This window comes from Magnetococcales bacterium, from assembly GCA_015231175.1.
Classification (GTDB): Bacteria; Pseudomonadota; Magnetococcia; order Magnetococcales; family DC0425bin3; genus HA3dbin3.
The window spans coordinates 18,034-43,246 of sequence record JADGBZ010000021.1; the positions used below are offsets into that span (position 1 = coordinate 18,034).

A 25,213-nucleotide genomic window follows, 5' to 3' on the forward strand; every position below is an offset into this window, starting at 1 on the left:
ACTCCAAACACGCTCCCCGGAGAAGCCCTGGCACCGCGAGCGCACGGTCTTCGACCATTCACCCGCCGCCAAGTTACCGGTCGAAGGTAACCGCATTGATCTCCAGAATCAACGGCGACCGAACCAGACCTCGTGCAAGGGCAAGCAGAGCCACCCGGGCGGTTCAACCATACCTTTTGTTACGAAAGGGCCCCTGGTATCACGACAATGTTTTCAGCACCACATCCAACACCTCGGACGTGCTGATGGATGTCATGCAGAGATGGTCGGAACGCGGGCAGGTGGAGAAGCAACAACCGCCGCAATGGACCGCTTTGCGAATGACGTGGTGCCCCTTTCCCAACGGATGCCAGCGTCCCGGGTTATCCCGGTCGGAAAAGATGGCCACGCAAGGGACTCCGACGGCGGATGCCAAGTGTACCGGACCGCTGTCAGGGCCAATGAACAATTGGCTCCTTGCCATGATGGCAGCGGTAATCCGCGGCGAAAACATACCAGACGCACCCAAGCCATCCTGCCAGGTGTTCAAGAGTCTTTCCTGGAGGGAAATCTCGTTTTTTCCGCCAACAATCAGTATTTCGCAAATTTTTTTCTCAAGGAGGAGAGAACCCAGCGCCGCATAACGATCAGGGGGCCAGCGGTTGACAGGTTGCTTGGCGCCAGGGGCCATGATCACCAGGGGCCGGTCAGGATGGCGCCGATGGGCGGCCAGCCAAGCGTCCGCCTGTTTTGACTCCTCCTCGGTCAACTTGATGTCTGGCGGCGAAAGGGGATCAGCCAACGACCTTCCCGTTGCAAAGCCGCTGGACGTCAGACGTTCAAACAAAAAGCAGGCTTCCGAAGGAACGACGGCTGGGCGACCGTTTGCGTCGCGGGGATAAATGATGCGTCGCGGAAAGGGGAAAAAACCGACCTGATGCCATATGAGACAAAAAAGAAAAAAAAGGCTGTCACGCCAATGAGCTACACGACCGAACCGCTGTCCGGGAGCCAGACTGATCACGACATCAAATTTTTCCCGACGAATTTTTTGCGAGAGGAGCAACAACTCCCGGTAGAAACTCCAACTACGATTTCCCGTCGGATAGGCAAGAAAATGATCGATATACGGTGTGTTTTCGAGGAGATGCCTGATCGCAACCTCCGCATTAAAAGATCTGTTTTCAAGCAGGGTAATTTCACTCTGTGCGCCGTAGTGGGAGCGAATCCAACTCAGCGCAGGCAGGGCAAGGACGGTGTCACCGAGAGATCCGAACCGAAACACAAGGACTTTCATTATCGTGCCCAATACGCCAACCCGAGGATCTTCCCTTCCCACCGCCCAGTCTCGCATTATGTCAGGAAAGGATAAAATTGGCCAATGAGAATTTTCTCCACCTCCGTGCAGCATGCCGGGCGCACGGTCAGATGCAACGATTGGGACAACCGTACAAACAGAACGGGATTGTCGTTCACCATACAAAAAAATCTGCTATCCTGGGTAAGTGGGTGATTGATGGGTCAACTCGATGCAACTGGGCGGATTGGGAACATGCACCCGGAAACGTGGTTGCCACGCTGGACGTCGCTTCGGTTTCTTCCTCCCCCGTGGGCCGGTCTTGGGGTCGGATTGTTGCTGGCTCCCTTGGGGGTGTTTGGGGCACCCTCCCCTCCCGCTGCTCCCGCTGCGATGGTTTCTCCCGACAAGATCGCAACAAGCAAGACGGCAGCCGCCAAGGGGGATGCCCAGGCGCAGGCGGATTTGGCCATGCTTTACCTCCTTGGGCGTGGTGTGGAGGAAAATCTTTCCGAGGCCATGAAGTGGATGAAGCTGGCTGCGGAACAGGGCCATGCCACGGCGCAAAACCTGCTGGGCGAGATGTATTTCCGTGGTCAGGGCATCAAAAAACCGGACGACAAGGAGGCTTTCCGGTGGTACCAGAAAGCCGTGGAGCAGGGCCATGTCGATGCCCAGGTCAACCTGGGGCTCATGTATCTCATGGGAACGGGCACCCCGGCGAACGCCAAGAAGGCTGCCGAGTTGTTCAAGCAGGCCGCAGAGAAGGGCCATCCCGTGGCCCAGCGGCACATGGGTTACCTTTACGCCAAGGGAGAAGGGGTTTCCATCAACCCCAAGGAGTCGCAACGGTGGTATCAGATGGCCCAGGGCGGGGAGAAGGCCGGGGTTGTTTCCAGTGAACCCGGTGCAGTAGCCACCTCAGCCTCGGACACCCGGCAAGGCATTACGGGAACCGATCATGGCCCTGCGACATCACCCCCTTCCAAATGGCAAGGAGCCGGGGCCGCCGAAGCTGATCAGGGCGAACAGGCCTTGCAGGCCGGGAACAGGGAAGGCGCCTTGACACACTTCAAGGCCGCTGCGGACCTTTCTCCCGAAGATGTCGAGATTCTCGGCCAAGTGGCGCAATTGAGCGCCCAGACGGGAGACAACAACCAGGCGGCGGACTTTTTCAAACGGGCCGTGACCCAGGCTGTCAAAGCCAAAAAATGGGAAAGGATCGCCGCATACAACGGAAAACTTTTTGAGCTGCTCTCACTCAAACCAGAAGCCATGGAGAAACGCCTGACTGAGGTCTCTGCGCCACCCAAGGGAACGGAGATGGCCAAACGGGTCAATGATTGGTCGGCGCTTCTGGATCAAGCTGCGGTCGCCAGCTCCCAGGGACGGGATCCTGAAGCCCTGAAGCTGGCCCAGTCGGGGTTGGAGAGTGCTCAAAAATATTTCGGCAAGGGTCACTATTTGACCCAGGCAACCCGCCGTGATGTCGCCACCTACCTGTTTCGGACCGGGCAACAGACGAAGGCCCGATCCCTACTGACCGAAGCCACGCAGGGGACGCGCAAACTTCTGGGCGACGAACACCCGGAGACCCTGGCCATGCAATACCGCATGGCGGGCATGCTGGAGGAGAGTCACCTCTATCCGGAGGCGTTGCGGGCCTATTCGGAAACGCGCCGGGGCTACGAAAAATCACTTGGGGCTGATCATCCGGAGACTCTGCTGACTGGACGGGCCATCGCCCGGATTCAACAGAATCTCGGCCAATACGCAGACGCTGAAAATGGGCTTGCCGACCTCTGCCAAAAACTGGGTGAGCGTTTGGGATCCCACCATGACGAAAGGGCTGATTGTCTGGGACAGTTGGCCCGCCTGTATCTGCAACAAGGCCGCCTCGACGTGGCGGAGACCGCTTTCGCCCAGCTGGTTGAACTGCGCAAAACCTTGCAACCCGACTCTGCCCCAGCCTTGCGTGAGACCCGCCTCGGACAAGCGGAGCTGTACCGTTTTCAGGCCCGTTACGATCAGGCTGAAGGGATCTTGAAAGAAATTTTGTCCACAGGAGAAAAGGAAAAGCCTCCTCTTGCGGGTCGGCTGCTGGTACGTGCCCGGGATCTGCTGGCTCAGGTTCTGGAGGATCGTGGCGACTTTGCCCAGGCGGAACATTTGACCCGGCAGGTGCTTGCCGAGGAGAGCAAAACCCTTGGAGAGGATCATCCGGACACCATCGCCACTCTGAGCGGACTGGCTGGCATTCTGCAACGAGCCGGGCAGCAGGAGGAGTCGGAAAGGATCCATGCCGAGGCCCTGCGCCGGGCGCGCAAAGTCCTTGGGGAGAAACATCAAACGACCATCACGATCCTGAACAATCTGGGGTTGGTGTTTGAAGGAGAGGGGCTTTACGATCAAGCCGAACCCATGTTCAAGGAGGCCCTCAAATGGGGGAGCGGGCTGCTGGGGGAGGCGCACCCGGTCACCATCGCCACCATGAACAGCCTAGCCATGCTCTTTGAGAGCCAGGGAAACTTTGACAAGGCCCGCCCCCTGTACAGCAAGATCATCGCGCTCTCCAGCCAACGTCTTGGGCGGGAGCACCCCGATACCGTGGCCTTCATCAACAATCTCGCCTATCTGGAGATGATGCGCCAGGATGACGCCCAGGCCGCCGAACAGTTTCAGCAGGTGGTCACGCTCTGGAGCAAAACCCTGGGAGAGAAACATCCGAAGACCCTGAAAAGCATGAACAACCTGGCGCGAGCCCTGCACAAGACATCCCGTCTTGATGCAGCGGAAAAATTGTTCAAAAAAACGTTGGCCCTGCGCGAAGAGATTCTGGGGCCCAACCACATGGATACCCTGCGTTCCATGCAGGATCTCGCTGCGCTCTACCGGGATCAGAAGCGCTACAAGGAGGCCGATCAGCTTTTCCAGAAAACGTTGCAGTTGGAAGAGAAACTTTTGGGTCCGCAGCACCCCTACACCTTTGAGACCCTGAATGGCTTTGCCGCCGTCAAGGATGCCCAGAAGGATACCGGAGAGGCTTTTCGTCTGCGTCAGACCCTCTTTTCGCGCCGCACGGAGTTTCTCAACAGGATGATGTGGGTAGCCGGAGACAATGCCCGGGAGGGGTATGTTCGTCTGCATCAGCCGGAGCTTAACGCCTATCTGGGAGCACTGAGCCGTATGCCGCCGGAACACGCTGGCCGGGAGATCCTGGAAGCCGCCCTGCAACGCAAGGGGTTGTTGCTGAAAATTTCTTCTGAAGTCCAGCAGATTGCCCGCCTCTCCCTGGATCCGGCCCTGGGGAAACTGGCCGAGGATCTGATCAAGGCCCGCAAGGATCTGGCTGCCACGACCCTGGCCGGTCCCAAGGAGGGAGTCAGCGGCGAGGAACATTTGCGCCATTTGAACACCTTGGAAGATCGCATCAACACCCTGGAAGGTGACCTGGGCCGAGCCAGCCTGCATTTTCGTCAAAAGGCGGTTCCCGTCGGTTTGGCGGATTTAGCCAGTCAACTCCCTGAATCGGCTGTACTGGTAGACTTTTTGGATTACCGTGACGGGAAAGCGGAAGGGATGCTCGCCGGTCTGCTCACCAAGGAAAATGGCAAGCCAAAATATGGCATGGTTGTTTACAAAGATTTGAAGAAAATTCAGAAGCTCGTCATCGACTATCGGACCATCATCCAGGATGAAGCTGCCGAGGAGGCGGAGTTCAAGAAAGTGGGCGCCGAACTTTATGCCGAGGTATGGCAACCCCTGGTCGGATTTTTCGGCAAGCGCACCGAGGTATTTGTCGTCCCGGATGGCATCCTGAACATCATGCCTTTCAATGCCCTGGTCGATGAAAAAATGGCCTTTCTGGTCCAGGGTGTGGATTTGCATATCCTCAATTCAAGCCGTGACCTGATCACCAGGACAGTGACCAAGCCCCATGACGGCATGGTCACCTTTGCCGGTCCAGATTACGATTCGGAGAAGGCGGCGGGTGAAAAGGTTTTGGCGGAGGTGCGGAGGAAGCGGTCCGCCACGCCGGCCCAAACCCCGGAAGCGGTGGTTGTCGGAGATGCAGCGGCTGGGAAAGGCGAGAGTGCGCCGGGCGGCGATCTGGCCAACGCCGCATCGCCATCGGAAAACAGCCGTCGCTCTGTAGCCCTGAACCAGTTACGCGCCGGCCTGCGCGCTTTTTCGGTGGGTATGCGTGGCCTCAAGTTTGACCCATTGCCTGGTGCCTTGAAAGAGGGTGAACTGATCAGCGAAAGCGTGGTCAAGGTCAAGAAGGGGATCAAACTGTATGTCCAAAATGATGCCCAGGAAAGGAGCATCAAGGGTTTTGGCAAACAGCCTGACGTTTTGCACATCGCCACACACGGATTTTTTCTCAAGGCCGATGACACCTTGAAGAAACGCCTTCTCAAGCTACAGCGCAGCGCCGAAGTGCAACTCCCGCCACCGGGTGACAATCCCCTGTTGCGAGCTGGACTGGCCTTTGCCGGCATCAACGCCAACGCCCCCTATCTGGGTGAGATCGATACAGAGAATGATGGGGTGTTGACGGCTCTGGAGGTGATGGGCCTCAATCTGACCGGTACACGCCTGGCCGTGCTCTCGGCCTGCGAAACCGGACTGGGTGAAATTCATGAAGGAGAGGGGGTGTACGGGCTGCGCCGTGCCTTCCAGGAGGCTGGCGTGGAGAAGGTCATGGCCTCCCTGTGGGAGGTGAGCGACGCCGGCACCCAGGCGCTCATGACCGGATTTTACAAACGCATGTTGGCAGGAAAGGATCCGCGTGTTTCTTTGCGTGAGACACAGTTGGAACTCCTCGACTCATCGCAGTGGCGCCATCCTTATATCTGGTCGGCGTTCATGATGGTCGGCAGGTAGGCCGTGTTGACGCTGCCCGAAGTGGTGTATACTTCCTCGAAACAGCCAAAAGTCTTGATGCAGCCAAGCGAGGTAAGTGAGATGCAAAAAATACAAATCAAATATTTGGGCATTCCATTGTTTGCTGCCCTCCTGGTAGTGGGGTTTCATGGTTCGGCCATGGCCAAAGGTGAACCGGTCATGATGTTGATGCAGGTCGCCGGGCATGTTGAATACAGCAAGGATGGAGAAAAATGGTTCAAGGTCAATCAGAACAAGATGCTTTTTGAAGGAACCCAGATCCGTTCCGGAGAGGGTGGTTCGGGCCGGTTGATCCATCAGGTTTCCGGAGTTGAACAGGAGTTGGGCGCCCATACGGTCATCAAGGTGAGCGCCACGGGCGCCGAGCTGGTGAGCGGTCAAGGATTGGGGGAAGGCAAAACCGGCGAGAACGACCTGATGAGTGGCATCAAGAATCGTTTCGCCAAGGCCGAGCGTTATACAGTCGTGCGTCGTTCAGTCGACAAGAGTGCCGGAGTCGAGGGTGTTGATGTCGCCAAGGAGGTGACCCTCTCCGCGATGCACCCTGATCTGGTCTGGGAGGGCAAGGGCCCGGACTACACCTATGAACTCACGATCGATGGACAGCGATTCACGGTTCCAGCCACCCAAGAATCCGTTGTGCGCCACAAGGTTTCGGGTTTGACCCCGGGTCGGCACACCTACCATGTTGCCCTGCAAAAAGGCGGCATGACAGTTAGCCATGAAGAAAAGCCGGGAACTTTGACCTGGATGTCCCCTGCCGAGGAAGAGACCCTGAAGGGGGAGATCGCTGCCAGCGAGAAAAAATATCCCGGCAATTTCTTCACCCTGGCCAGCATCCTGGAGAAGCATGGATTGACCGTGGCTGCCATGGAGACCTACCAGAAATATCTCGCCGCCCATGACGACGACAATGATTTCCGTCCCTTTTTGATCAAGACCCTACAGGATTTACAGCTCGGGGAGATGAAAAAGGCCGAAGTAAAAAAATACAACAGCCAGATCGGCAAGCCCTGATCCTTGTTACTGGCGCAGCCGCCGGGTGTGTGCCTCGAATTGACCGTGAGGGATGTCCAAGATGAAGAAGCTGCTGGCAAGATATGACATCTTCTTGACTGTTGTCTTTTTTGTCCTGGCCATCCCTGCGGGATATTTTGAAATTTTTTCGTTATTGGAAGATCAAACCCTCTCGTTCAGACATATTCTCCGCATGACTTATGGCAACCCCAAGTTGGTCAACCCGGGCAGCGATGTTGTCCTGGTCAACACGGACGAGGCCTTTTTCCGCGAATACAAAAGCTTTCCTCTGCGGAGGACGGACATTGCCAAGATTGCCGCCAATCTCCGTCAATTGGGTGCCAAGGTGGTGGCCCTCGACGTGTTGCTGGACTTTCCAAGCTCCTATGGTGAGGATGAACCGACAGCCAAAATTCTCCAGGAAACGGGCAACGTGCTGGTGGTCTCGCAGGTTCATGTGGCAGGCGAGAGCAAAAAGCTCAATTATCCCACGGAGGTGATCCGGAATGTCACGCGAAGTGGATACACCAACATCAGCTCTTTCAGCAGTCTCAGTACAAGCATGAGCCGGTTTCGCATCTTTCCCGAGGTGGCGCAACTCAAGGATGGGTGGCCCTTGGCGGTCCAGGCGGTTGCCCTATACCTGGGGGCGGAGCCACGCCTGGAGGGCCGCATTCTTAAAATTGGGGACGCACTTTCCATTTCTTTGGATCACTTCAACAGCTTTTTTATTGACTTTCCGCGCCTTCTTCCGGGCATCAAATATTTAAGTCAAATTCCGAACAAGGGGCACTCGGCGTTGGAGTTTTTGGATCTCACCAACCAGGATACCGAGGAGTTGGCCTATTTCGTCAAAGACAAGATTGTCGTGGTCGGAGATATTTCGGAGGTGTCCCACGACTGGTTCGATACCCCGGTCGGGACCGTTTATGGGGTTGAAATTGTTGCCAACACCATCGATACCCTGCTGAAGGGTGCATCTTTGCAACCGGCCTCGTTTCCCGTGGAGGTGCTCTCCACTTTGACTTTCATGTTGGGCCTGTTGCTGGCAGGGCAGTTCCAACACCCGGCCATACGGTGGATGGCCTCTCTGGTTCTCTTTTCCGGGTTTATTGCCCTGGCGGCGGTACAGTATGTTTATTACGATCTGGTTCTCGCCATGTCCTACATTCTTGTGGCCGGATTGCTGGGTTTTCTGGTCATCAACCTGCGGGCATTTTTGCTGGAACGTGGCCAGAAGACCATGATCAAGAGCGCCTTTGGTCAATATCTTTCGCCGAAGGTTGTCGATATTCTGGTCAAGGATCCCAGCAAACTTTCCCTGGGTGGCGAGCAACGGGAGATGACGGCTTTCTTTTCTGATGTCGCCGGCTTTTCCACCATCTCCGAAAAATTGACCCCCCAGGAGCTGGTGCAACTCCTCAACGAATATCTCACGGCCATGTGCGACATCATCGCGCATTACGATGGTACCGTGGACAAGTTTGAGGGTGATGCCATCATCGCCTTTTGGGGCGCTCCTTTGGACCAGCCGGATCATGCCCGGCTTGCCTGTCTGGCCAGCATTGATATGCAAAAGCACATGGTGGAGATGCGGGCACGTTTGGCCGGAGAGGGGCGTCCCCCCATGAAGGTGCGCATTGGCCTGAACAGTGGACCCATGGTGGTGGGCAACATGGGATCGGCGCAGCGCATGGACTATACCATCATGGGCGATGCCGTCAATCTGGCGGCCCGATTGGAAGGGGCGAACAAATTTTACTCGACTTATACCATGCTTTCCCAATTCACCCACAAGCAGGCCGAAGCGTTTGTCGATGCCCGACACCTGGATGTGGTGCGGGTGGTGGGCAAAAAGGAACCGATCGGGATTTACCAGCTTCTTGACCGCAAAGGGGAGGTCACCGGACAACTGGCGGATTGTGTCGCCGAGTACAACAAGGGCCTGGAAAGATATCAGTCTGGCAACTTTGCCGGTGCCTTGGAGGAGTTTGCCAAGGCCCTGGCCATCATGCCCGACGATGGTCCATCCCTGACCTACCGGGAACGTTGTCAGGAATACTTGAAGAACCCCCCACCCACTGATTGGGATGGGGTGTTTCAATTCACATCGAAAGGGTGAACAGCCATCGGTGGAGGCATCGTGACAAGCCGGTAACAGATCGGCAAAATTTTTCATTGCCTTTGGGCGGGGATCCCATTAGTGTGCCCCCGAGAGAGCGTCGCCCCGCTTGCGATCCGATGTGCCCGGGCGTGCTTTTCTCCCCTGAACCAAGCGAGGCCAAGCCAGGCGCATGCGGGCAGCGTCGTTTCAGGTCAGGATCTCCCTCCTGTTGTGGAACCTCATGGATGAGCAGAGATGCGTGTTTCGTACCGCCGGCAGCTCGACCTTGGCCGGCGGCGTGCTTGTCGCTTTATCATTGGGCGGTTTGGCTGGTCCATTGACCCGGGTGAGTCGTCACTCCGGGGCGAGAAGGGGTTTCATGATCCATATGGGTTGATGTAAAAAAGCGGTAACCGGCGGAGGCTCCTCGTTGCACGATGGAGATATGGCATGCGCTGGATTGAGTAGGAATCTTAAACATTGCAAGGAGTAAGGAACGATGACACAGAGAGTGGCGCTGGTAACGGGGGCCGTTGGTGGCATTGGTACCGCCATTGTGACCGAGTTGGCCAAGGCAGGTTTCAAGGTTGCGGGCAACTACATCCCCTTTGAAAAGGACAAGTTGCCCCAGTGGAAGGAAGCCCGCCAGAAAGATGGCGTCTCCGTTGAGTTGTTTGAAGTGGATGTGACCGATTTCGAAGCTTGTGGCAAGTTTATTGCCGACGTGCAGGCCAAGCTTGGCCCCGTTGATGTCCTGGTGAACAATGCCGGTATCACCCGGGATGCCACCATGAAGAAGATGAAGAAAGAAAACTGGGACATGGTGATCAACACCAACCTGAACAGCGTCTTCAACATGACGCGCCAGGTGGTGGAAGGGATGTTGGAGCGGAAATATGGCCGCATCATCAACATTTCTTCCATGAACGGTCAGAAGGGCCAATTTGGTCAGGCCAACTATTCTGCCGCCAAGTCGGGTATCCACGGCTTTACCATGTCCTTGGCCCAGGAAGTGGCGCGCAACAACGTGACGGTCAACTCCGTCGCTCCCGGCTATACCGGAACCCCCATGGTCATGGCCATCGACGAGAAGATTCTGAAATCGATCATCGCCCAGATTCCAGCCGGTCGCATGGCCACCCCGGAAGAGATTGCCTGGACGGTGCGCTTCCTGGCTGACGAGCGTTCCGGCTTTGTCAACGGCGCCATGATTCCCGTCAACGGCGCCCAGTACACCTGCTTCTGATATCTCCCTGACCTTCTGGCGAGGAGAACCGGGTCGTAGGATCTCCTCGCCAGCCAGGTAGATGTGACTGCCATGAACAGGGGCGCAGAGCCTTGACTGTCCCAGAGTGGTCGTGGAGAGACTTTTTTCTCCCCCGAAGGCGATGAACGAAAAATCACACTCCCGTCTGATCAAAAAGTATCCCAACCGCCGTCTTTATGACCAGGAGACCTCCAGTTTCCTGACCCTGGATGGCGTGCGAAAGCTGGTTGTGCAGGGTGTGCCGTTTCAGGTGATCGACGCCAAGGATGGGCGCGACATCACACGGGCCATCTTGTTGCAGGTGCTTGCGGAGGAGGAAGAGAAAGGGGTGCCGATTTTTGGTACCGAACTTCTCCTCATGATCATCCGGCTCTACGGAAACAATCTGCAAGTTGATTTCAGCCGGTTCATCGAACGCAGTTTTTCTTTTTTCCTGGAGCAGCAGGGTGCGTTGAGTGCAAAACTGACCCAGCCGCTGCTTAATCCTGTCAACCCTGGCGCCTCCATCATCTCCACCTTGACCGAGATGGCCGAAAAAAACCTGACCCTGTGGCAGGAGTGGCAGCGGGGAATCCACTCTCCCCTGGATATGTGGTCCCCGGGAGAGGGCGTGCAAACCAGGGAACCGGGCGTCTCGTCGCCGGTTGAACTGGTGGGCACGGGAGGGGAGGATGGCAAGGATGATGCGGTGCAAAAAAAAGCAAAGTCAGGGAAGGTTGCCTGAGTTGTGGGTTGTCTATTTTGTTGTAACATGCTGAAAAAGCATGGTGTTGTATGCGCAAGTGGTTTTCACGGAATTTTTTTCGCAGTGCAAAAAAACAGGTTGACAGCTGGTGATGGGCTATGTATTATGCATCGCAACATGTTGCGGCGCATAATCGCCATCACCTGAGCTGGGAGGATTGAAAATGGACAAGAAGGTTGTGGAGCAGGTCAATGAAATGACGAAGACCGTACTGGACTCGATGATCCGTTTGCAGGAGATCAATGATCGGACTGTCCAGCAGCTGGCGCAACGTCAGCTGGATGCGGTTGGTGATTTCATGAGCAGCGGCATTCGCCAGTTGAAGGCCCTGGGTGAGACCCGCGATTTGAGCCAGGTGGTCAGCAAGCAGGCCGACATGGCCAAGGAGCTGAATGACCGTATGCTGGAGCATGCCCGGCAGACCATGGATCTTCTCATGACCAGCCGGAATGAGCTCAACGCCATGATGGAGTCCAACCTCCAGGCCATTTTGAACAAGACGAAAGAAGCCGTGGAAAAAAAATAACAGAGTGATGGTGCAGGCCGGCGGAACCGCTCAGGGGGGGATGCCGTCGGCTCACCTGAAATCAAGATCCCATGGAGGATGATGATGGCGGAACGAGGCGTTTTTCCCACGGACTGGATGGAGACATGGACGGAGATGCAGAAGAAGTCCATGACCGCTTGGATGGATGCGTTGAACCAGACGTGGACAGGTGGTGGCTTGCCCACCGGAGATATGGGCCTCCGGATGTGGAAAGAGGGCCTGGAGCGGTGGCAGAAGATTCTTCCTCCCTTCATGAGCGGTGGCATGCCAGGAAATGACATCATGCGTGGCCTGATGTCCTCCAACGAAAACTATATCCGGTTCGCCGAGATGTTTTTCAAGGGGTTTTCGCAACTGCGTGAGATGCAGAGTGCGGGTGGCAACTGGAAAGAGGCCCTGGACAAGACCATCGACCAATTGAAAGGCCTGTTCACTGCCCCCCTGGGCGGCAAGGCCCTTGGCGAGGGGATGATGGGCTACCTGGGTCAATCCATGGAAGCCTGGAACCGCTTGGCATCGACGGCCTTGCAGTTGCCTGAAAATCCTTTTCAGAACCTTATGGGACCGAACCTTTTCGCTGGCACGAAGATGGCCAGGGAGCAATTGGAGAAGGTGATAGGCCTGCCGGCGATAGGCCCGAACCCGGATGTGCAGCAGAAGTACAAAGAGTGGGCTTTGATGGGCCTCCAGTTCCAGGATGCCATGGAGCAGTACATGGCTCATCTTGGCAAGGTTGGTCCGGCAGCTTTGGACAAACTGAAGGCGCGGCTCCTGAGCATGGCCGAGAAGAACGAGAAGATCGAGACCCTGAAAGATCTTTTCAGCGTGTGGGTTGATGCTGCCGACAGCGCCTATGCCGACATGACCAACACCAAGGAGTACCGTGACGCCAACGCCAATATGGTGCACGCCTTGATGCGTCTGAAAATCCAGGGGCAATCCATCATGGATGACCGGATGGAGTCCATGAATCTGCCCAGCCGCCGTGAGTTGAATACCACCCACAAGCGTGTGATCGAATTGAAGCGGCGCTTCCGCCAAATGGAAGATCGTCTGGGAACCGTAGCCAAGGTGGATGTGGCCGCCGATCTGAATCGCCTGCGGGGCGAAATCGAGTCCCTGAAGCAGGAAGTGGCAGAGTTGAAAGGCAACAAAGCAGCCGCCGCAGCCGCAGCCGCCAAGAAACCCCAGGGAAAAGGAGAGTAAGGCATGAACTTCCCGATCCAGATCACGCCCGAAAACGCCGTCAAGGAGATGACGGAGTTCAACAAAAAGCTCTCCCAAGGCTTCAAGACCCTTGGGGAGGTGAAGAGCACCAAACCCGGTGTGACCGAGAAAGAAGCTGTCTATCAGGAGGACAAGCTTGTCCTCTACCGCTTTAAATCCAAGGTGGAGAAGCCTCACCCCGTCCCAGTGATGATCGTTTACGCTCTGGTCAACCGCCCCTACATGGCTGACCTGCAAGATGATCGATCCACCATCAAGGGTCTGCTGGAGGCCGGGTTGGATGTCTACCTGATCGACTGGGGCTACCCCGATCCGGGTGACCGCTTCCTCAAGATGGAAGATTACATCAACGGTTACATCAAAAATTGTGCCGAGGAGATTTGTCGCCGGCACAACATGACCAGCATCAATGTGCTTGGCATCTGCCAAGGCGGAACCCTGACCACCTGTTTCTGTGCCTTGCACCCGCATCTGGTCAAGAACCTGGTGCTCATGGTCACCCCCATTGATTTCCACGCCCCGCAGGATCGTCTGCATACCTGGGTGGAGAGCCTGGATGTGGATTTGATGATTGACGCCCTGGGCAACCTTCCTGGTTCCATCCTGAACACCACCTTCCAGAGCATGCAACCCATGCAGTTGGGCGTGAAGAAGTATCTGGACATGGTCGAGCTCATGGATGATGCGACCAAGCTGGAGAATTTCTTGCGGATGGAACATTGGATCAACGACAGTCCAGATCAACCAGGCGAGACGGTGCGGCAGTTTGTGCGCGACATGTATCAGCGCAACGCCCTCATCAAAGGCGAGGTGCAGATCGGTGATCGCAAGGTGGATCTGGCCAACCTGACCATGCCCATTCTTAACGTCTATGCTGCCCTCGACCATTTGGTTCCGCCGGTCGGATCGACGATCCTCGGCAAGTTGGCCAAGAGCCGGGATTATTCCGAAATGTCCTTCAAAGGAGGTCATATCGGCATCTATGTCAGTGCCCGCGCCCAGAAGGAAGTTCCCTCCGGTATCGCAAAGTGGGTCAAAGAGAAGGGATGAGATGGGCCCGGGAGGCCTGCATCTTTTCCATCAAGGGATTGGCGGCACCCACACCATGAGATAGCCCGCCAATAAAGGGGGGGACGAACCGTTTCGGTTCATCCCCCCTATCCTTTTGGGTCTCCGCTTCCTGTCACCACTCTGACCTTGTCGCGGCAGGTTGTCATTTTGCGGCTTTTTCTTCGGACATCTCAGCACAACACTCTTGACAAGTGTCGCAACCCTGGGTCCAATCACCCGGCTGACCCACCCCTGTCGATGGGGTATCATGGGCGGAGGGAGAAACCTTTTTGGACGGGCCGTATGGTTCGTCTCGATGATCCGGCGGGGTGAAAAAGTGTTGCGCAAATATCTTTCCATCATGCTCCTGATCGTGCTTGGCGCCACGGCGGGGTTGTATATTTTGCGGGAACGTTTGCAACAGGAGGCGGACTCCATGAACAATGCGCACGCATCGGCAAGCCCATTGCCCGGGGAGATGGCCACGCGCATTCGGCCTGCCGCCGTGGCTGGTGCCTGGTATCCGGGGAGAGCTGAAGAGTTGGCCGCCTATCTGGACCAGGCCATGGACCATGCCAACCCGCCCCATCCAGACGGGAAGGGGGCCATTCGGGCCCTGATCGCTCCCCATGCCGGGTACCGTTACAGCGGGGCAACTGCGGCGGCGGCGTTCAAGCTGGTGCGTGGTCGCCCTTTGCGGCGGGTCATCGTTTTGGGGCCTTCGCACCGGATGGCTTTTCAGGGTGTTTCCATTCCGGACGTGACACACTTTGCAACCCCACTGGGAAATATTCCACTGGATCTCCAGGCCATCGCCATGCTGCGCAGCAATCCACAATTCCGCACGTTGGCAACGGCGCACCAGGCCGAGCACAGCATTGAGATTGTGCTTCCTTTCCTGCAAAGGGCGCTGTCTGGTGCCTGGCAGATGGTTCCCATTCTCGTCGGCAACCTGGATGCCCATGGCGTTGCCCAGATCGCTGAGTTGTTGCGCCCTCTTGCCGATGACAGCACGTTGGTCGTGGTCTCCACGGATTTTACCCACTTCGGCTCCAATTACGACTTTCACCCCTTTCCCAACGATGCCCAATTGCCGGATCGTATTCGGGAGTTGGACCAGGGCGCCATTGACCATATCCTCCGCCTCGATGGTCCGGGCCTGCTCAACTACAAGCAAAGGACGCAAATCACAGCCTGTGGTTTACTGCCTATGGCCATTCTGCTCCACATGCTGGGCGAAGGCACCACGCCCACTCTGCTGCAATACGATACCAGCGGCAACATGACGCATGATTTCACCAATTCGGTCAGTTATACTGCCATGGCCTTTACCCGTCCCCTCCCCTTGGCCGAGCTGGAAGCTTCAGTGCTTCTGCCCCCGGAAGAGATGTCCAGGCTTCTGCAAATTGCCCGTGCCACTCTGCATCGAGCCGTTGTCCAGCGTGACGGCACCCTGGAGGCTCAGGACATTTTACGCAACATGACCCTTTCCAATCGGATCCAACGTATTTCAGGCGCCTTCGTGACCCTGAAGAAGGAGGGTGAATTGCGTGGTTGCATCGGCCATGTTCTGCCGGTGAAACCTCTCTATCAGGCGGTTATGGAAAATACCGTGGGGGCTGCCTTGATGGACTCCCGCTTCAGGCCGGTCGTCCCGGAAGAGTTGGACCAGCTTTCCCTGGAGGTCAGCGTTCTGGGCCCTTTGCGCCCCATCACCGCACCGGATGAGATTGAGTTGGGCCATCATGGCATCGTTTTGAGCAAAAACGGTCGTCAGGCAGTTTTTCTGCCGGTGGTTCCCATCGAACAAAAATGGGATCGGGATACCACACTCGCCAACCTGTCCCGCAAGGCCGGTCTGCCCGAAGATGCGTGGAAAGAAAACGCCAAACTTGAGGTCTTTACCACTCAAACCATGCAGGAGTCCATTGTTTCGCCATCCTCTGCCCCGCCTCCGGGAACGCCAGTGACCCCGCCCCAATCCTCTTCTTCCGGGCCGCCTTCCTCTGCATCGTTGGCATCCCCGGAAAAATCTGGAGCACCCTTGCAAGTCACCCCTGTCATGGCGCCCGCCACATCGGTTGTTACACCGTCTCAGGCCGTCCCTGCGGAGTTGGCCACGACATCCTCCCCGGCGGCGCTCCCAGTTCCGACGACATCCTCCCCGGCGGCGCTCCCAGTACCGACGACATCCTCCCCGGCGGCGCTCCCAGTACCAACGACGGGGATGCCGGCGGTGCTGCCGGTACCAACGACGGGGATGCCGGCAACGCTTTCGGTACCGACGACGGGAATGCCGGCGGTGCCACCGGTACCAACGACGGGGATGCCGGCAACGCTTTCGGTACCAACGACAGAGGAGCCGGCGGTGCTTCCCATACCAACGACGAGGGAAGCGCCGGCAGTCTCGTCGCAGACGCCGCCTCCGGCCTCGCCAACGTCGCGTCCATCCTTCACCGCATCCGACAAGAAAGCGCCGCCCAACACGTTGACAAAGCCAACTTCCGACACCGCATCACCGGTGAAGAGTCGTTGAAATGGAACCCTGTCCATGGTGTGGCGCCGGTCAGGAAAATCTGAGAACAAAGTACTGTTACGGGAATCCTGCCAACGACGACCCTGCGGCCAGCATGTGGCACGCCACAGTGGTGTGTCGGGGGTGTCGTGCCCAGGGCCCGGCCTGTCAAGACGAACTCCGTGCCCATGCGGCGGAGAAGGCCACCGCATTGTGGAATGAACGCCAAGGACGGCGTCCGGAAAAGTCGGCTTGATGTCAGCCGGAAGGGGCCTCTTCTGTCATTTCGGCGGACTGTTCCCGGGTCATGTACCCCACCTTGACCCATTTGGATGTCTCCTTGGGAGAGGGAGAGCGCAGCAAGTGGCGGTGCAATTTTTGTTGCAATGGCTCAACCTCGGCAGCGACCAGGGGGACGATCAGAGAGAAGGAGACCCAGCGATCATGCGGGGGCAAGGCGCTGGCCTCGCTTTCCAGGGCGATCCGCACCTGGGGGATCGGCACACCAACCTTGCGCAGGAGAGCCGTCGCCTGATTTTGCAGGGACTCCACTTCCTGATCCCCAACGCCTCGTTCAGCCAAAAATTGACTGCAACGGAGGAGGCTTTCCATGCCGGAGACAGCGTGGAGAAGTTTAAATTTTTCCAGGATGGTCAAACGCTGAGCAGCATACTGGAGTCGACCGGCGAAAACGCAGGACTCCACCACCTGACAGAGCAACTCTGGATTGCGTGGCAAATCCTCGCAATTCTTGATGGCCACCTCGGCAGCCTCCGAAAGACATCCAAAATCCTGAAGGGATGCAACGTGGTTGACCCGTACCGCCGGATCCCAGGGATCGTTCAATCTTGCCAGGCGAAAGTGATTGCGCATGGCCCCTTCGTCCCGGCGAATGGTGGCGATCGTGCCAAGAATGTTGTGGGCTTTGGCTGGATGTTCAGCCATGGCAGCCTCTGCCCGGCGTTTGTGCCTCTGCAAGCCCAAGTCATCATGCATGGCACCATGACGGATGGCGACAAGCTGATCAGCGACCTTGTTGAGTTCAGACTCTTGAGAATTCGGCATAAAAGATTCAAAATCCACTGGAGTGCGCACCTGAGGAGAATCCGGGAAACCACTCCCCTCTTCTAAGGGTAAAACATTTATGCTCTGACGTAAAATGGAAAAAATCTTATCACTGTTCGGCACCCTTTCAAGAAAAGATTGGACATGAAAGCCTGTGTCAGGGAGTCGCCTCGAACCCCTCCAGGACGTTGTCCTGGAGGAGAAGATCACATCTTCGGCAAAATCAAACAGGTTTCTGGATTTTCTGGATATTCCAGCAAATCTCCTGGAAATATTTGCAACATTGTGCCATAAGGACATCCTTGGGGAGAGGTATCGTTATGGCATCGACGTGGGGATGACGCCTGACATGTTGGCATCTGATTTGTTCTTTGCCGAAGAGAGCTGCAAAGGAACGGGAGGCCTTGACTTGGCCTGCGTCAGCCACGTCGAGCAACCCTGGAAAGTTCTGGTCGTTGACGATGACGAGGAGATCCATTCCCTGACCCGGCTGGTGCTGCGGGATTTTTCTTTTGCCAACAAGAAAATCGAGCTGATCAGCGGCTACTCGGCGGAGGATGCCAAGGCGCTGATGCAACAGCATCCGGATGTGGCGGTCATCCTCCTGGACGTGGTAATGGAAAGCGATGAAGCCGGGTTGCATGCCGTGCGTCACATCCGGAACGTTTTGCAGAACCACCTCGTTCGTATCATCCTGCGCACCGGCCAACCGGGGCAAGCTCCGGAACAGCAGGTGATCCAGGAGTACGACATCAATGATTATAAAGACAAAGTTCGACTGACCACACAACGGTTGATCACTTCGATCACCACCGCGCTGCGTTCCTACCGTGACCTGCGCACCATCGACAACACGCGCCGGGGTCTTGCCGCCATCGTACATGGCACCGGCGACCTGTTCGAGGCGCGATCCCTGGGCCGGCTGGCCAACAGCATCCTCCGACAGGTTCAGACGTTGGTCCATGGGGGCGAGGACAAACCTCAGGGGGGTGCTTCCGCTCTGTTTGCCATTCGGGAATACACCGACTATGAGGTCTATGCCGCCGTGGGATCCTTTGAGGGGCATATTGGCAAAATCCTTGACAGGGTTCTGCCCGAAAAGACCATGGCTGACCTGCAAAAAAACACGAGCCTGAAAGAGGAGTTTTTCGGTCATTCCGACTTCCTGGCCAAGTACGTCAGCCGGGGAAATCTGGAAAATGTGTTTTACCTCGACGCTGGCCGTCCTTTGGAGGATCTTGACCGGGATCTTCTGAAGACCTTTTCGGCCAATATCGCTTTTGCATTTGAAAATCTTGGGTTGAATCGGGAGATTGTCAACACCCAAAAGGATGTCACCTTCACCCTTGGCGAGGTGATCGAAGTACGCTCCAACGAGGCCGGCCATCACGTTCGCCGGGTTGCGGAGAGTTCAAGACTCCTCGGCATGCTGGCAGGTCTCGACGCCGAGGATGTCGAGCTTCTTTGGCTCTCCTCTCCCATGCATGACCTTGGCAAGATCGGCATACCCGACAGTATTTTGAAAAAACCGGGAAAGCTGGATCCGGACGAGTGGAAGATCATGCAGACCCACACCACGATTGGCCGACAGATATTGAATAATTCACAACGTCCTATTTTGCAGACCGGCGCCATCATCGCCTACCAGCACCACGAAAAATGGGACGGCACGGGTTATCCGGAGCAGTTGCGGGGAGAGAACATTCATGTTTTTGCCCGGATCACGGGTTTGATTGATGTTTTTGATGCCCTGTACCATGAAAGATGCTACAAGAAGGCTTGGCCACTGGAAAAAATCGTCGAACTTTTGCAGCAGGAACGCGGCAGCCACTTTGCCCCCCAGCTTGTCGATCTCTTTCTCGGTCATCTTGACGAATTTCTGGAAATACAGGATGCCCTGAAGGGGTAAGGAGACCCCTTGGACTCTTCATGGGTCTGCATCAACATCTCCTGCATCGTCGGCAGCAGGGCAGGCGTATCCTGCGGTCGTGGCAACGCCGCCTGGCAGACGAGAAACAGTACCGTGTGTGGGATGACCGTCCGACGGCATTCGAATCAAAGGAGCTGGCATGATCAATCCTGAAAAAGTGGTGGTCATCGGTGGTGGGCCGGGGGGATATGCAGCGGCATTTCGCGCTGCCGATCTCGGTTTTGCCACAACCCTGATCGATATGGATGCCAATCCGGGCGGGGTCTGTCTCTACCGGGGGTGCATCCCCAGCAAGGCGCTGCTGCACGTCACCCAGATCCTTTGGGAAGCGCGTCACGCCGAAATGATGGGGGTGCGATTCGGCCAACCGGAGATCGACCTGGATCGTCTTCGCTCCTGGAAGCAGAGCGTCGTGATGCGGTTGACGGGGGCGTTGGGCGATTTGTGTCGGCGGCGCGGGGTAGCCTTCATTCAGGGGTGCGCTCGCTTTGACGCTCCAGGGAGCCTGGTTGTGCAACGTCAGGCGGGTGACTTGTTTCCGGTTCCGTTCGACCACTGCATTTTGGCGACGGGGTCGCGACCGGCCTGGATCCCAGGTTTGCAGATCGACTCACCCCGGGTGATGGACTCGACGGCAGCTCTGGCCCTGGAGGAGATTCCACCCACCTTGCTGATCATTGGTGGCGGCGTCATCGGCCTGGAGCTGGGCAGTGTCTATGCAGCCCTGGGCAGCCGGGTCAGTATTGTGGAGATGACATCCGGCCTGCTGCCGGGGGCGGACCGGGATCTGGTTCGGGTTGTTTTGAAGCGTCTCCAGCCCCAGTGCCACGAGGTCATGCTGCAAACCCGGGTCACGGCCCTTGTCGACAGGGACGGGCTGGTGCATGCCACCTTGGAAGATGCCCGGGGAGAGCGTCGTGAGGCCAGTTACCATCGCGTCCTGATGGCCATTGGTCGCCGCCCCAACTCCGAGGATCTGGGGTTGGAGAAAACTTCTGTCAAGATGGAACGGGGATTTGTTCAGGTCAACGACCAAATGCGGACCGCCGACCCGAAAATATGGGCCATCGGCGACCTGGTGGGAGGCCCCATGTTGGCCCACAAGGCAGCTCATGAAGCCCGTGTGGCTGTAGAAGTGATCGCTGGCAAAAAAGCCCGTTTCGCGCCACACGCCATTCCGGCTGTCTGCTATACCGACCCCGAGCTGGCCTGGGCCGGCTTGACCGAAACAATTGCCGTGGAGCGCAAGATACCCTTCAAGGCAGTCCGTTTTCCCTGGGGTGCTTCGGGCCGGGCGCAAACCCTGGAACAGCCCGATGGTTTGACCAAGCTGATCGTCAACCCTGAAGATGAACGTATTCTGGGTGTCGGTTTGGTGGGACGCGGTGCGGGAGAGTTGATCGCCGAAGGGGTATTGGCCATTGAAATGGGCGCCGTCGTCGAGGATTTGGCCACAACCATCCATCCCCATCCCACCCTTTCGGAAACCGTGATGGAGGCCGCCGAAGTCTTTTTTGGCCACAGCCCGCATTACCACGCACCCCGGCGGAATCAACCACCATCATGAGGTGCTGCACGCCCCCTCCCCAGAAGCCGGGGAAGAAGTTCGTGACCAGCCCTGTTTGTCGAATGGCACACACAGGAGAAGCCAATGCGTTATGTCAAGAACATGAATTTCGGCACAAAGATCATCATTTCAGCCCTCTTGATCATCACCCTCGGGTTTATCCTGGTGATCGCTGTCGTCAAGAACCGCATCGAACAGGATGCCAAGGAAGCCTTGATCCAACAGGCGCGCAGCATCACCGTTCAGGCGGAAAGCGCTCGGAACTACATAGCCAAACTGGGCTCCGACAAAGCTTACGATCCCGTACTTTTGAAAGAGGCGCAGGACGAAGTCAAGAAGAGCGGTGCCCGGGACCAGAAGGAGATCATTCAGGCGGCCCGCAAGACGCGATTCTACCAAACCATTCCCATCGTAGCCGGTTGGACCATCGGCCAGGAGAAGGCCAAATCCGCTCACCATCAATTCCGGGTCACCCGTATCGGGGCACGCAACCCGGACAACGAGGCCAAACCGATCGAACGCACGATGATCGAAAAAATGGCCAAGGAAGATTTGCAGGAATTGTGGATGGAGGATTCTGAAATCAATGCGATCCGCTATATGCGGCCAGTCGTCCTGAAAAAGGAGTGTCTCGTGTGCCATGGCGTCGACTCCGACTATCCGGAAGGCAAGGGATACGATCCTTTGGGCATCAAGATGGAGGGTTGGCACAATGGGGAGCAGCGTGGCGCATTCGAGATCATCGCCGAGCTTGCGCCCATGCAGAGTTCAGTCCGGGATGCCCTGACGCAGATCATTGGGCTGGCTCTGGCTTCCATGCTCCTGATCGGCGCCATCATTTTCATGTTGATCAAGCGGTTGGCCATGGAACCGGTGCGGATGATCGAAAATCTGCTGGGCCGGGTCTCCCAGGGAGATCTCACCGTGCAAGTTCCCGCCTCCTCCAGCACGGACGATATCGGGCGAACCGTGACCGCGACCGGAATCATGGTGGCCCGCCTCAGAGAGACCGTCGGTCAGGTGCAAAACACCACCCGCGAGGTGCTCTCCAGCAGCCATAGTGTGAACACCACCTCCCAGGAAGTTTCCGAAGGAGCCACCCGTCAAGCGGCCTCCATCGAGGAGACCTCTGCGGCCATGGAGGAGATGGCTTCCAATATTCAACAAAACACTGAAAATGCACAACAAACAGAGAAAATATCCCAAAAGGCGGCCAAGGACGCCGAAGAGGGTGGGCTGGCGGTGCAAGAATCGGTCAGGGCGATGAAGCAAATTGCCGAGAAGATTTCCATCATCGAGGAGATCGCGCGCCAGACCAACTTATTGGCCTTGAATGCCGCCATCGAGGCAGCCCGGGCGGGGGAGCACGGCAAGGGGTTTGCCGTGGTGGCAGCAGAGGTGCGCAAACTCGCCGAGCGCAGCCAAGCTGCTGCCGGAGAGATCGGCCATCTCTCCGCATCAAGTGTCAGCGTAGCGGAAAAGGCAGGCGCTCTTCTGGAAAAACTGGTTCCCGACATCAAACGGACAGCCGAGCTGGTGCAAGAGATTACCTCTGCATCCACAGAACAATCCCAGGGGGCCGAACAGATCAATAGTGCCATCCAGCAGTTGGATCAGGTCATTCAACAAAACGCCAGCGCCTCGGAAGAGATTGCGTCAACGGCCCATGGCCTTTCCAGCCTCTCCGAGACCTTGCAGGAGGCGATCAGCTTTTTCCATCTGGGGCAGCAGGGTACATCCAAGGCATCCACGACGCCCCACCGGACGGCCTCGACACCTTCGACAGTCGGAAAAACACCCAAAGCCCGTGCCCTCCTTCCCCCGCCACGGAAAAAAGCAACCGTGCAGGAAAAAGCCAAAGCCAGGGTTCAAACATCGGGATCCTCCGTCAATCTGGATATGAGCAAGGAAAAAAATTCCGATGATGAATTTGAAAATTTTTGATCGCCGGGAACCGGCAAGATTGCCCCGGCCATACCACGACAGGCTTCGTGTGAAATCAAGGGATGGGGGATGGGGCAAACGCCATCAAAGCTGAGGAAAATTCTACTTTCCCGGAGGTTTTGGGTCTGGCCGGTGTTGGCATGGTCTCTGGTCGCCGGGCTCTCCCTGCTGTGGAGTGCCATAGGCCTGAACCGGCAGGCCATGGCTTTGGCGCGGGAGAGGGGGTGGTTTGCCTTTCAGGTATTGGAGACGGCGCGCGTCTGGAACGCCCGTCACGGGGGCGTCTACGTTCCAGTAACGGAAGCGACCCCTCCCAACCCCTATTTGAAGGTGCCTGAGCGGGACGTTCAGACTCTATCCGGAAAGTCATTGACCATGATCAATCCGGCCTACATGACCCGGCAGATCGCGGAAATTGCCAAGGAGAGGCAGTCCATGGTTCTGCACATCACCAGTTTGCAACCTTTGCGGCCCGCCAACAGCGCCTCCCCATGGGAGGCCATGGCCTTGCGAACCTTTGCACAGGGGGCCGAGGAGTACCTGGAACTCGTCCGGGACGAGGGAAAAGACGTGTATCGCTTCATGGCCCCTCTGTACACACGTCGCGAGTGTCTAAAATGTCATGCACAACAGGGGTACGAGGAGGGTGAATTGCGTGGTGGGATCAGCGTCACCTTTCCGGCCCAGACTATTCTGGAAGGCGTTCAGGAACAAACCAAAAATCTTATCTTGCTGCATCTTGGCGTGTGGATTCTCTTGACCGGATCCACGCTGTGGTTCCTGAACAGGGTCAGAAACCACCTGTTGCACCTGCGCCGCATCCAGGTCGAGTATGAGGCCATGCTGTTATCCGGCAACGAGGATGCGCTCACACCCCAAATCCCGCCGGAACCTCTTGCGAGTAGACGTTCCTTCCCGGACCCTTTGCACACGGGCACAAGAGTTCCCCCTGTTCGGGACTCTTTGGCACTGTCGTCGGATCCCCGCTCTGCGTTGGGCAAGGCCAAGATTCTGCTGGTCGAGGATGACCCCCTGAATCGGCGCATGCTTGAGGCGTTGCTCCAGGGTGTCGGCGTTTTTCCGGATACGGTCCAAAATGGCCAGGAGGCTTTGGACCATCTGGCTGTCGCCGACTACGACTTGGTTCTCATGGATTGTCAAATGCCGATCATGGACGGTTTCACAGCGTCTCAGGAGTTGCGCAAACGTGAGGGGACAGAAAAAAAGCATACGCCCGTTGTTGCCGTTACGGCTTTTTCGCTGACTGGCGACCAGGAGAAGTGCCAGAGGGCCGGCATGGATGACTATCTGGCCAAGCCGGTATGCCGTCAGGATTTATTGGAGTTGCTGGATCGTTGGTTACCCGACTGGCGTGCGGCAGCACCAGAAGCCGTCTCTTCTGGTCTCATCGATGGCACGCAACAAGGCAGTGAACCAACCATCGATCAACGCACTTTTCGCACGTTGTGTGGCGAACTGGGCACTGAAGTTGTCCACGAAGTGGTCCAACTTTTTCTGGAAACCTTGCCAGAGAGGGTTCAGGCTATTGAAGTGGGTATGCAAACCGGTGATACCCAGGCCGTGCATTGGGCAACACACCCCTTGAAAAGTCCCAGCCACCAACTAGGCGCTTTGCGTTTCAGCCGCTTGGCCACGGAATTGGATACCCTGACCCGCAGCAACTCCCTGGATGGCGCCCAACTCCTGGCGGACCAACTGCTCCAGGAAGCCAGGCAGGTTGATGCGGCCCTGAAGGAGATGTCCAGCCACTGCCCTTGAGTGACGGGTCAAATTTTTTCGGTCGAGTAGACCGGGCTGCACCAACCATTCACCGCCCTTGCAAGAAAAGCCTGGACATGAAAGTCTCGGTCAGGGCTTCGCCCCGAACCCCACCAAGACTCCGTTTCATGCAAGAAAGACTCGGACATGAAAGCCTTGGTCAGGGCTTCGCCCCGAACCCCACCAAGACTCCGTTTCATGCAAGAAAAACTCGGACATGAAAGCCTTGGTCAGGGCTTCGCCCCGAACCCCACCAGGACTCTGTCCTGGAC

The 25,213-nt window shown here is 56.9% G+C and carries 16 protein-coding genes; 14 read left to right on the forward strand and 2 right to left on the reverse strand.

What is annotated here, in order from left to right; genetic code table 11:
- Positions 1 to 199: 199 nt before the first annotated feature.
- Positions 200 to 1,276 carry a glycosyltransferase family 9 protein gene (locus HQL63_06745; protein ID MBF0176530.1) on the reverse strand — a complete coding sequence of 359 codons (1,077 nt, stop codon included), beginning with the start codon at positions 1,274 to 1,276 and terminating at the stop codon, positions 200 to 202.
- Between the two features lie 255 nt (positions 1,277 to 1,531).
- Here HQL63_06745 and HQL63_06750 point away from each other — a divergent pair, with 255 nt between their 5' ends.
- The 10 genes from HQL63_06750 to HQL63_06795 all read left to right on the forward strand — a co-directional run bounded on the left by HQL63_06750 (position 1,532) and on the right by HQL63_06795 (position 16,912).
- Complete coding sequence (locus HQL63_06750) at positions 1,532 to 6,163, forward strand: tetratricopeptide repeat protein (protein MBF0176531.1); 4,632 nt, start codon at positions 1,532 to 1,534, stop codon at positions 6,161 to 6,163.
- Positions 6,164 to 6,244: 81 nt separating this feature from the next.
- A complete protein-coding gene (locus HQL63_06755) occupies positions 6,245 to 7,201 on the forward strand; it encodes a hypothetical protein (protein MBF0176532.1) in 957 nt (318 codons plus the stop codon).
- 61 nt (positions 7,202 to 7,262) lie between these two features.
- Positions 7,263 to 9,323 (forward strand): CHASE2 domain-containing protein, encoded by a 2,061-nt coding sequence (locus tag HQL63_06760; protein MBF0176533.1) that lies wholly within the window; start codon positions 7,263 to 7,265, stop codon positions 9,321 to 9,323.
- Between the two features lie 481 nt (positions 9,324 to 9,804).
- On the forward strand, positions 9,805 to 10,551 hold the full coding sequence (gene phbB, locus HQL63_06765) for an acetoacetyl-CoA reductase (GenBank protein MBF0176534.1): 747 nt from the start codon (positions 9,805 to 9,807) through the stop codon (positions 10,549 to 10,551).
- Between the two features lie 142 nt (positions 10,552 to 10,693).
- A complete protein-coding gene (phaR, locus tag HQL63_06770) occupies positions 10,694 to 11,296 on the forward strand; it encodes a polyhydroxyalkanoate synthesis repressor PhaR (GenBank protein ID MBF0176535.1) in 603 nt (200 codons plus the stop codon).
- A gap of 184 nt (positions 11,297 to 11,480) precedes the next feature.
- Entirely contained in the window at positions 11,481 to 11,843 is a 363-nt protein-coding gene (locus tag HQL63_06775; protein ID MBF0176536.1) for a phasin family protein, read from the forward strand.
- Positions 11,844 to 11,993: 150 nt separating this feature from the next.
- Positions 11,994 to 13,070, forward strand: coding sequence for a class III poly(R)-hydroxyalkanoic acid synthase subunit PhaE (gene phaE / locus HQL63_06780; GenBank protein MBF0176537.1), 1,077 nt, complete (start codon positions 11,994 to 11,996; stop codon positions 13,068 to 13,070).
- A 3-nt stretch (positions 13,071 to 13,073) separates the two neighbouring features.
- On the forward strand, positions 13,074 to 14,141 hold the full coding sequence (gene phaC / locus HQL63_06785) for a class III poly(R)-hydroxyalkanoic acid synthase subunit PhaC (protein ID MBF0176538.1): 1,068 nt from the start codon (positions 13,074 to 13,076) through the stop codon (positions 14,139 to 14,141).
- A 316-nt stretch (positions 14,142 to 14,457) separates the two neighbouring features.
- Positions 14,458 to 16,677: an AmmeMemoRadiSam system protein B gene (gene amrB / locus HQL63_06790; GenBank protein MBF0176539.1), complete on the forward strand. Its 2,220-nt coding sequence runs from the start codon at positions 14,458 to 14,460 to the stop codon at positions 16,675 to 16,677.
- Between the two features lies 1 nt (position 16,678).
- Positions 16,679 to 16,912 carry a hypothetical protein gene (locus HQL63_06795; protein ID MBF0176540.1) on the forward strand — a complete coding sequence of 78 codons (234 nt, stop codon included), beginning with the start codon at positions 16,679 to 16,681 and terminating at the stop codon, positions 16,910 to 16,912.
- A 2-nt stretch (positions 16,913 to 16,914) separates the two neighbouring features.
- Here the strand turns inward: HQL63_06795 and HQL63_06800 are convergent, their stop codons facing one another.
- Positions 16,915 to 17,721, reverse strand: a complete 807-nt coding sequence (locus tag HQL63_06800; protein ID MBF0176541.1) for a hypothetical protein — start codon at positions 17,719 to 17,721, stop codon at positions 16,915 to 16,917.
- A 154-nt stretch (positions 17,722 to 17,875) separates the two neighbouring features.
- On the opposite strand from HQL63_06800, the gene HQL63_06805 reads away from it, so the two are divergent.
- The 4 genes from HQL63_06805 (at position 17,876) to HQL63_06820 (ending at position 24,941) form a co-directional block, all read left to right on the forward strand.
- A complete protein-coding gene (locus tag HQL63_06805; GenBank protein MBF0176542.1) occupies positions 17,876 to 19,630 on the forward strand; it encodes a DUF3369 domain-containing protein in 1,755 nt (584 codons plus the stop codon).
- A 160-nt stretch (positions 19,631 to 19,790) separates the two neighbouring features.
- Positions 19,791 to 21,218 (forward strand): dihydrolipoyl dehydrogenase, encoded by a 1,428-nt coding sequence (lpdA, locus tag HQL63_06810; protein MBF0176543.1) that lies wholly within the window; start codon positions 19,791 to 19,793, stop codon positions 21,216 to 21,218.
- A gap of 696 nt (positions 21,219 to 21,914) precedes the next feature.
- The gene (locus HQL63_06815; GenBank protein MBF0176544.1) at positions 21,915 to 23,162 is read left to right on the forward strand and encodes a hypothetical protein; all 1,248 of its coding nucleotides are present in this window, start codon (positions 21,915 to 21,917) and stop codon (positions 23,160 to 23,162) included.
- Positions 23,163 to 23,294: 132 nt separating this feature from the next.
- The gene (locus HQL63_06820; GenBank protein MBF0176545.1) at positions 23,295 to 24,941 is read left to right on the forward strand and encodes a DUF3365 domain-containing protein; all 1,647 of its coding nucleotides are present in this window, start codon (positions 23,295 to 23,297) and stop codon (positions 24,939 to 24,941) included.
- The last annotated feature ends 272 nt before the right edge of the window (positions 24,942 to 25,213 follow it).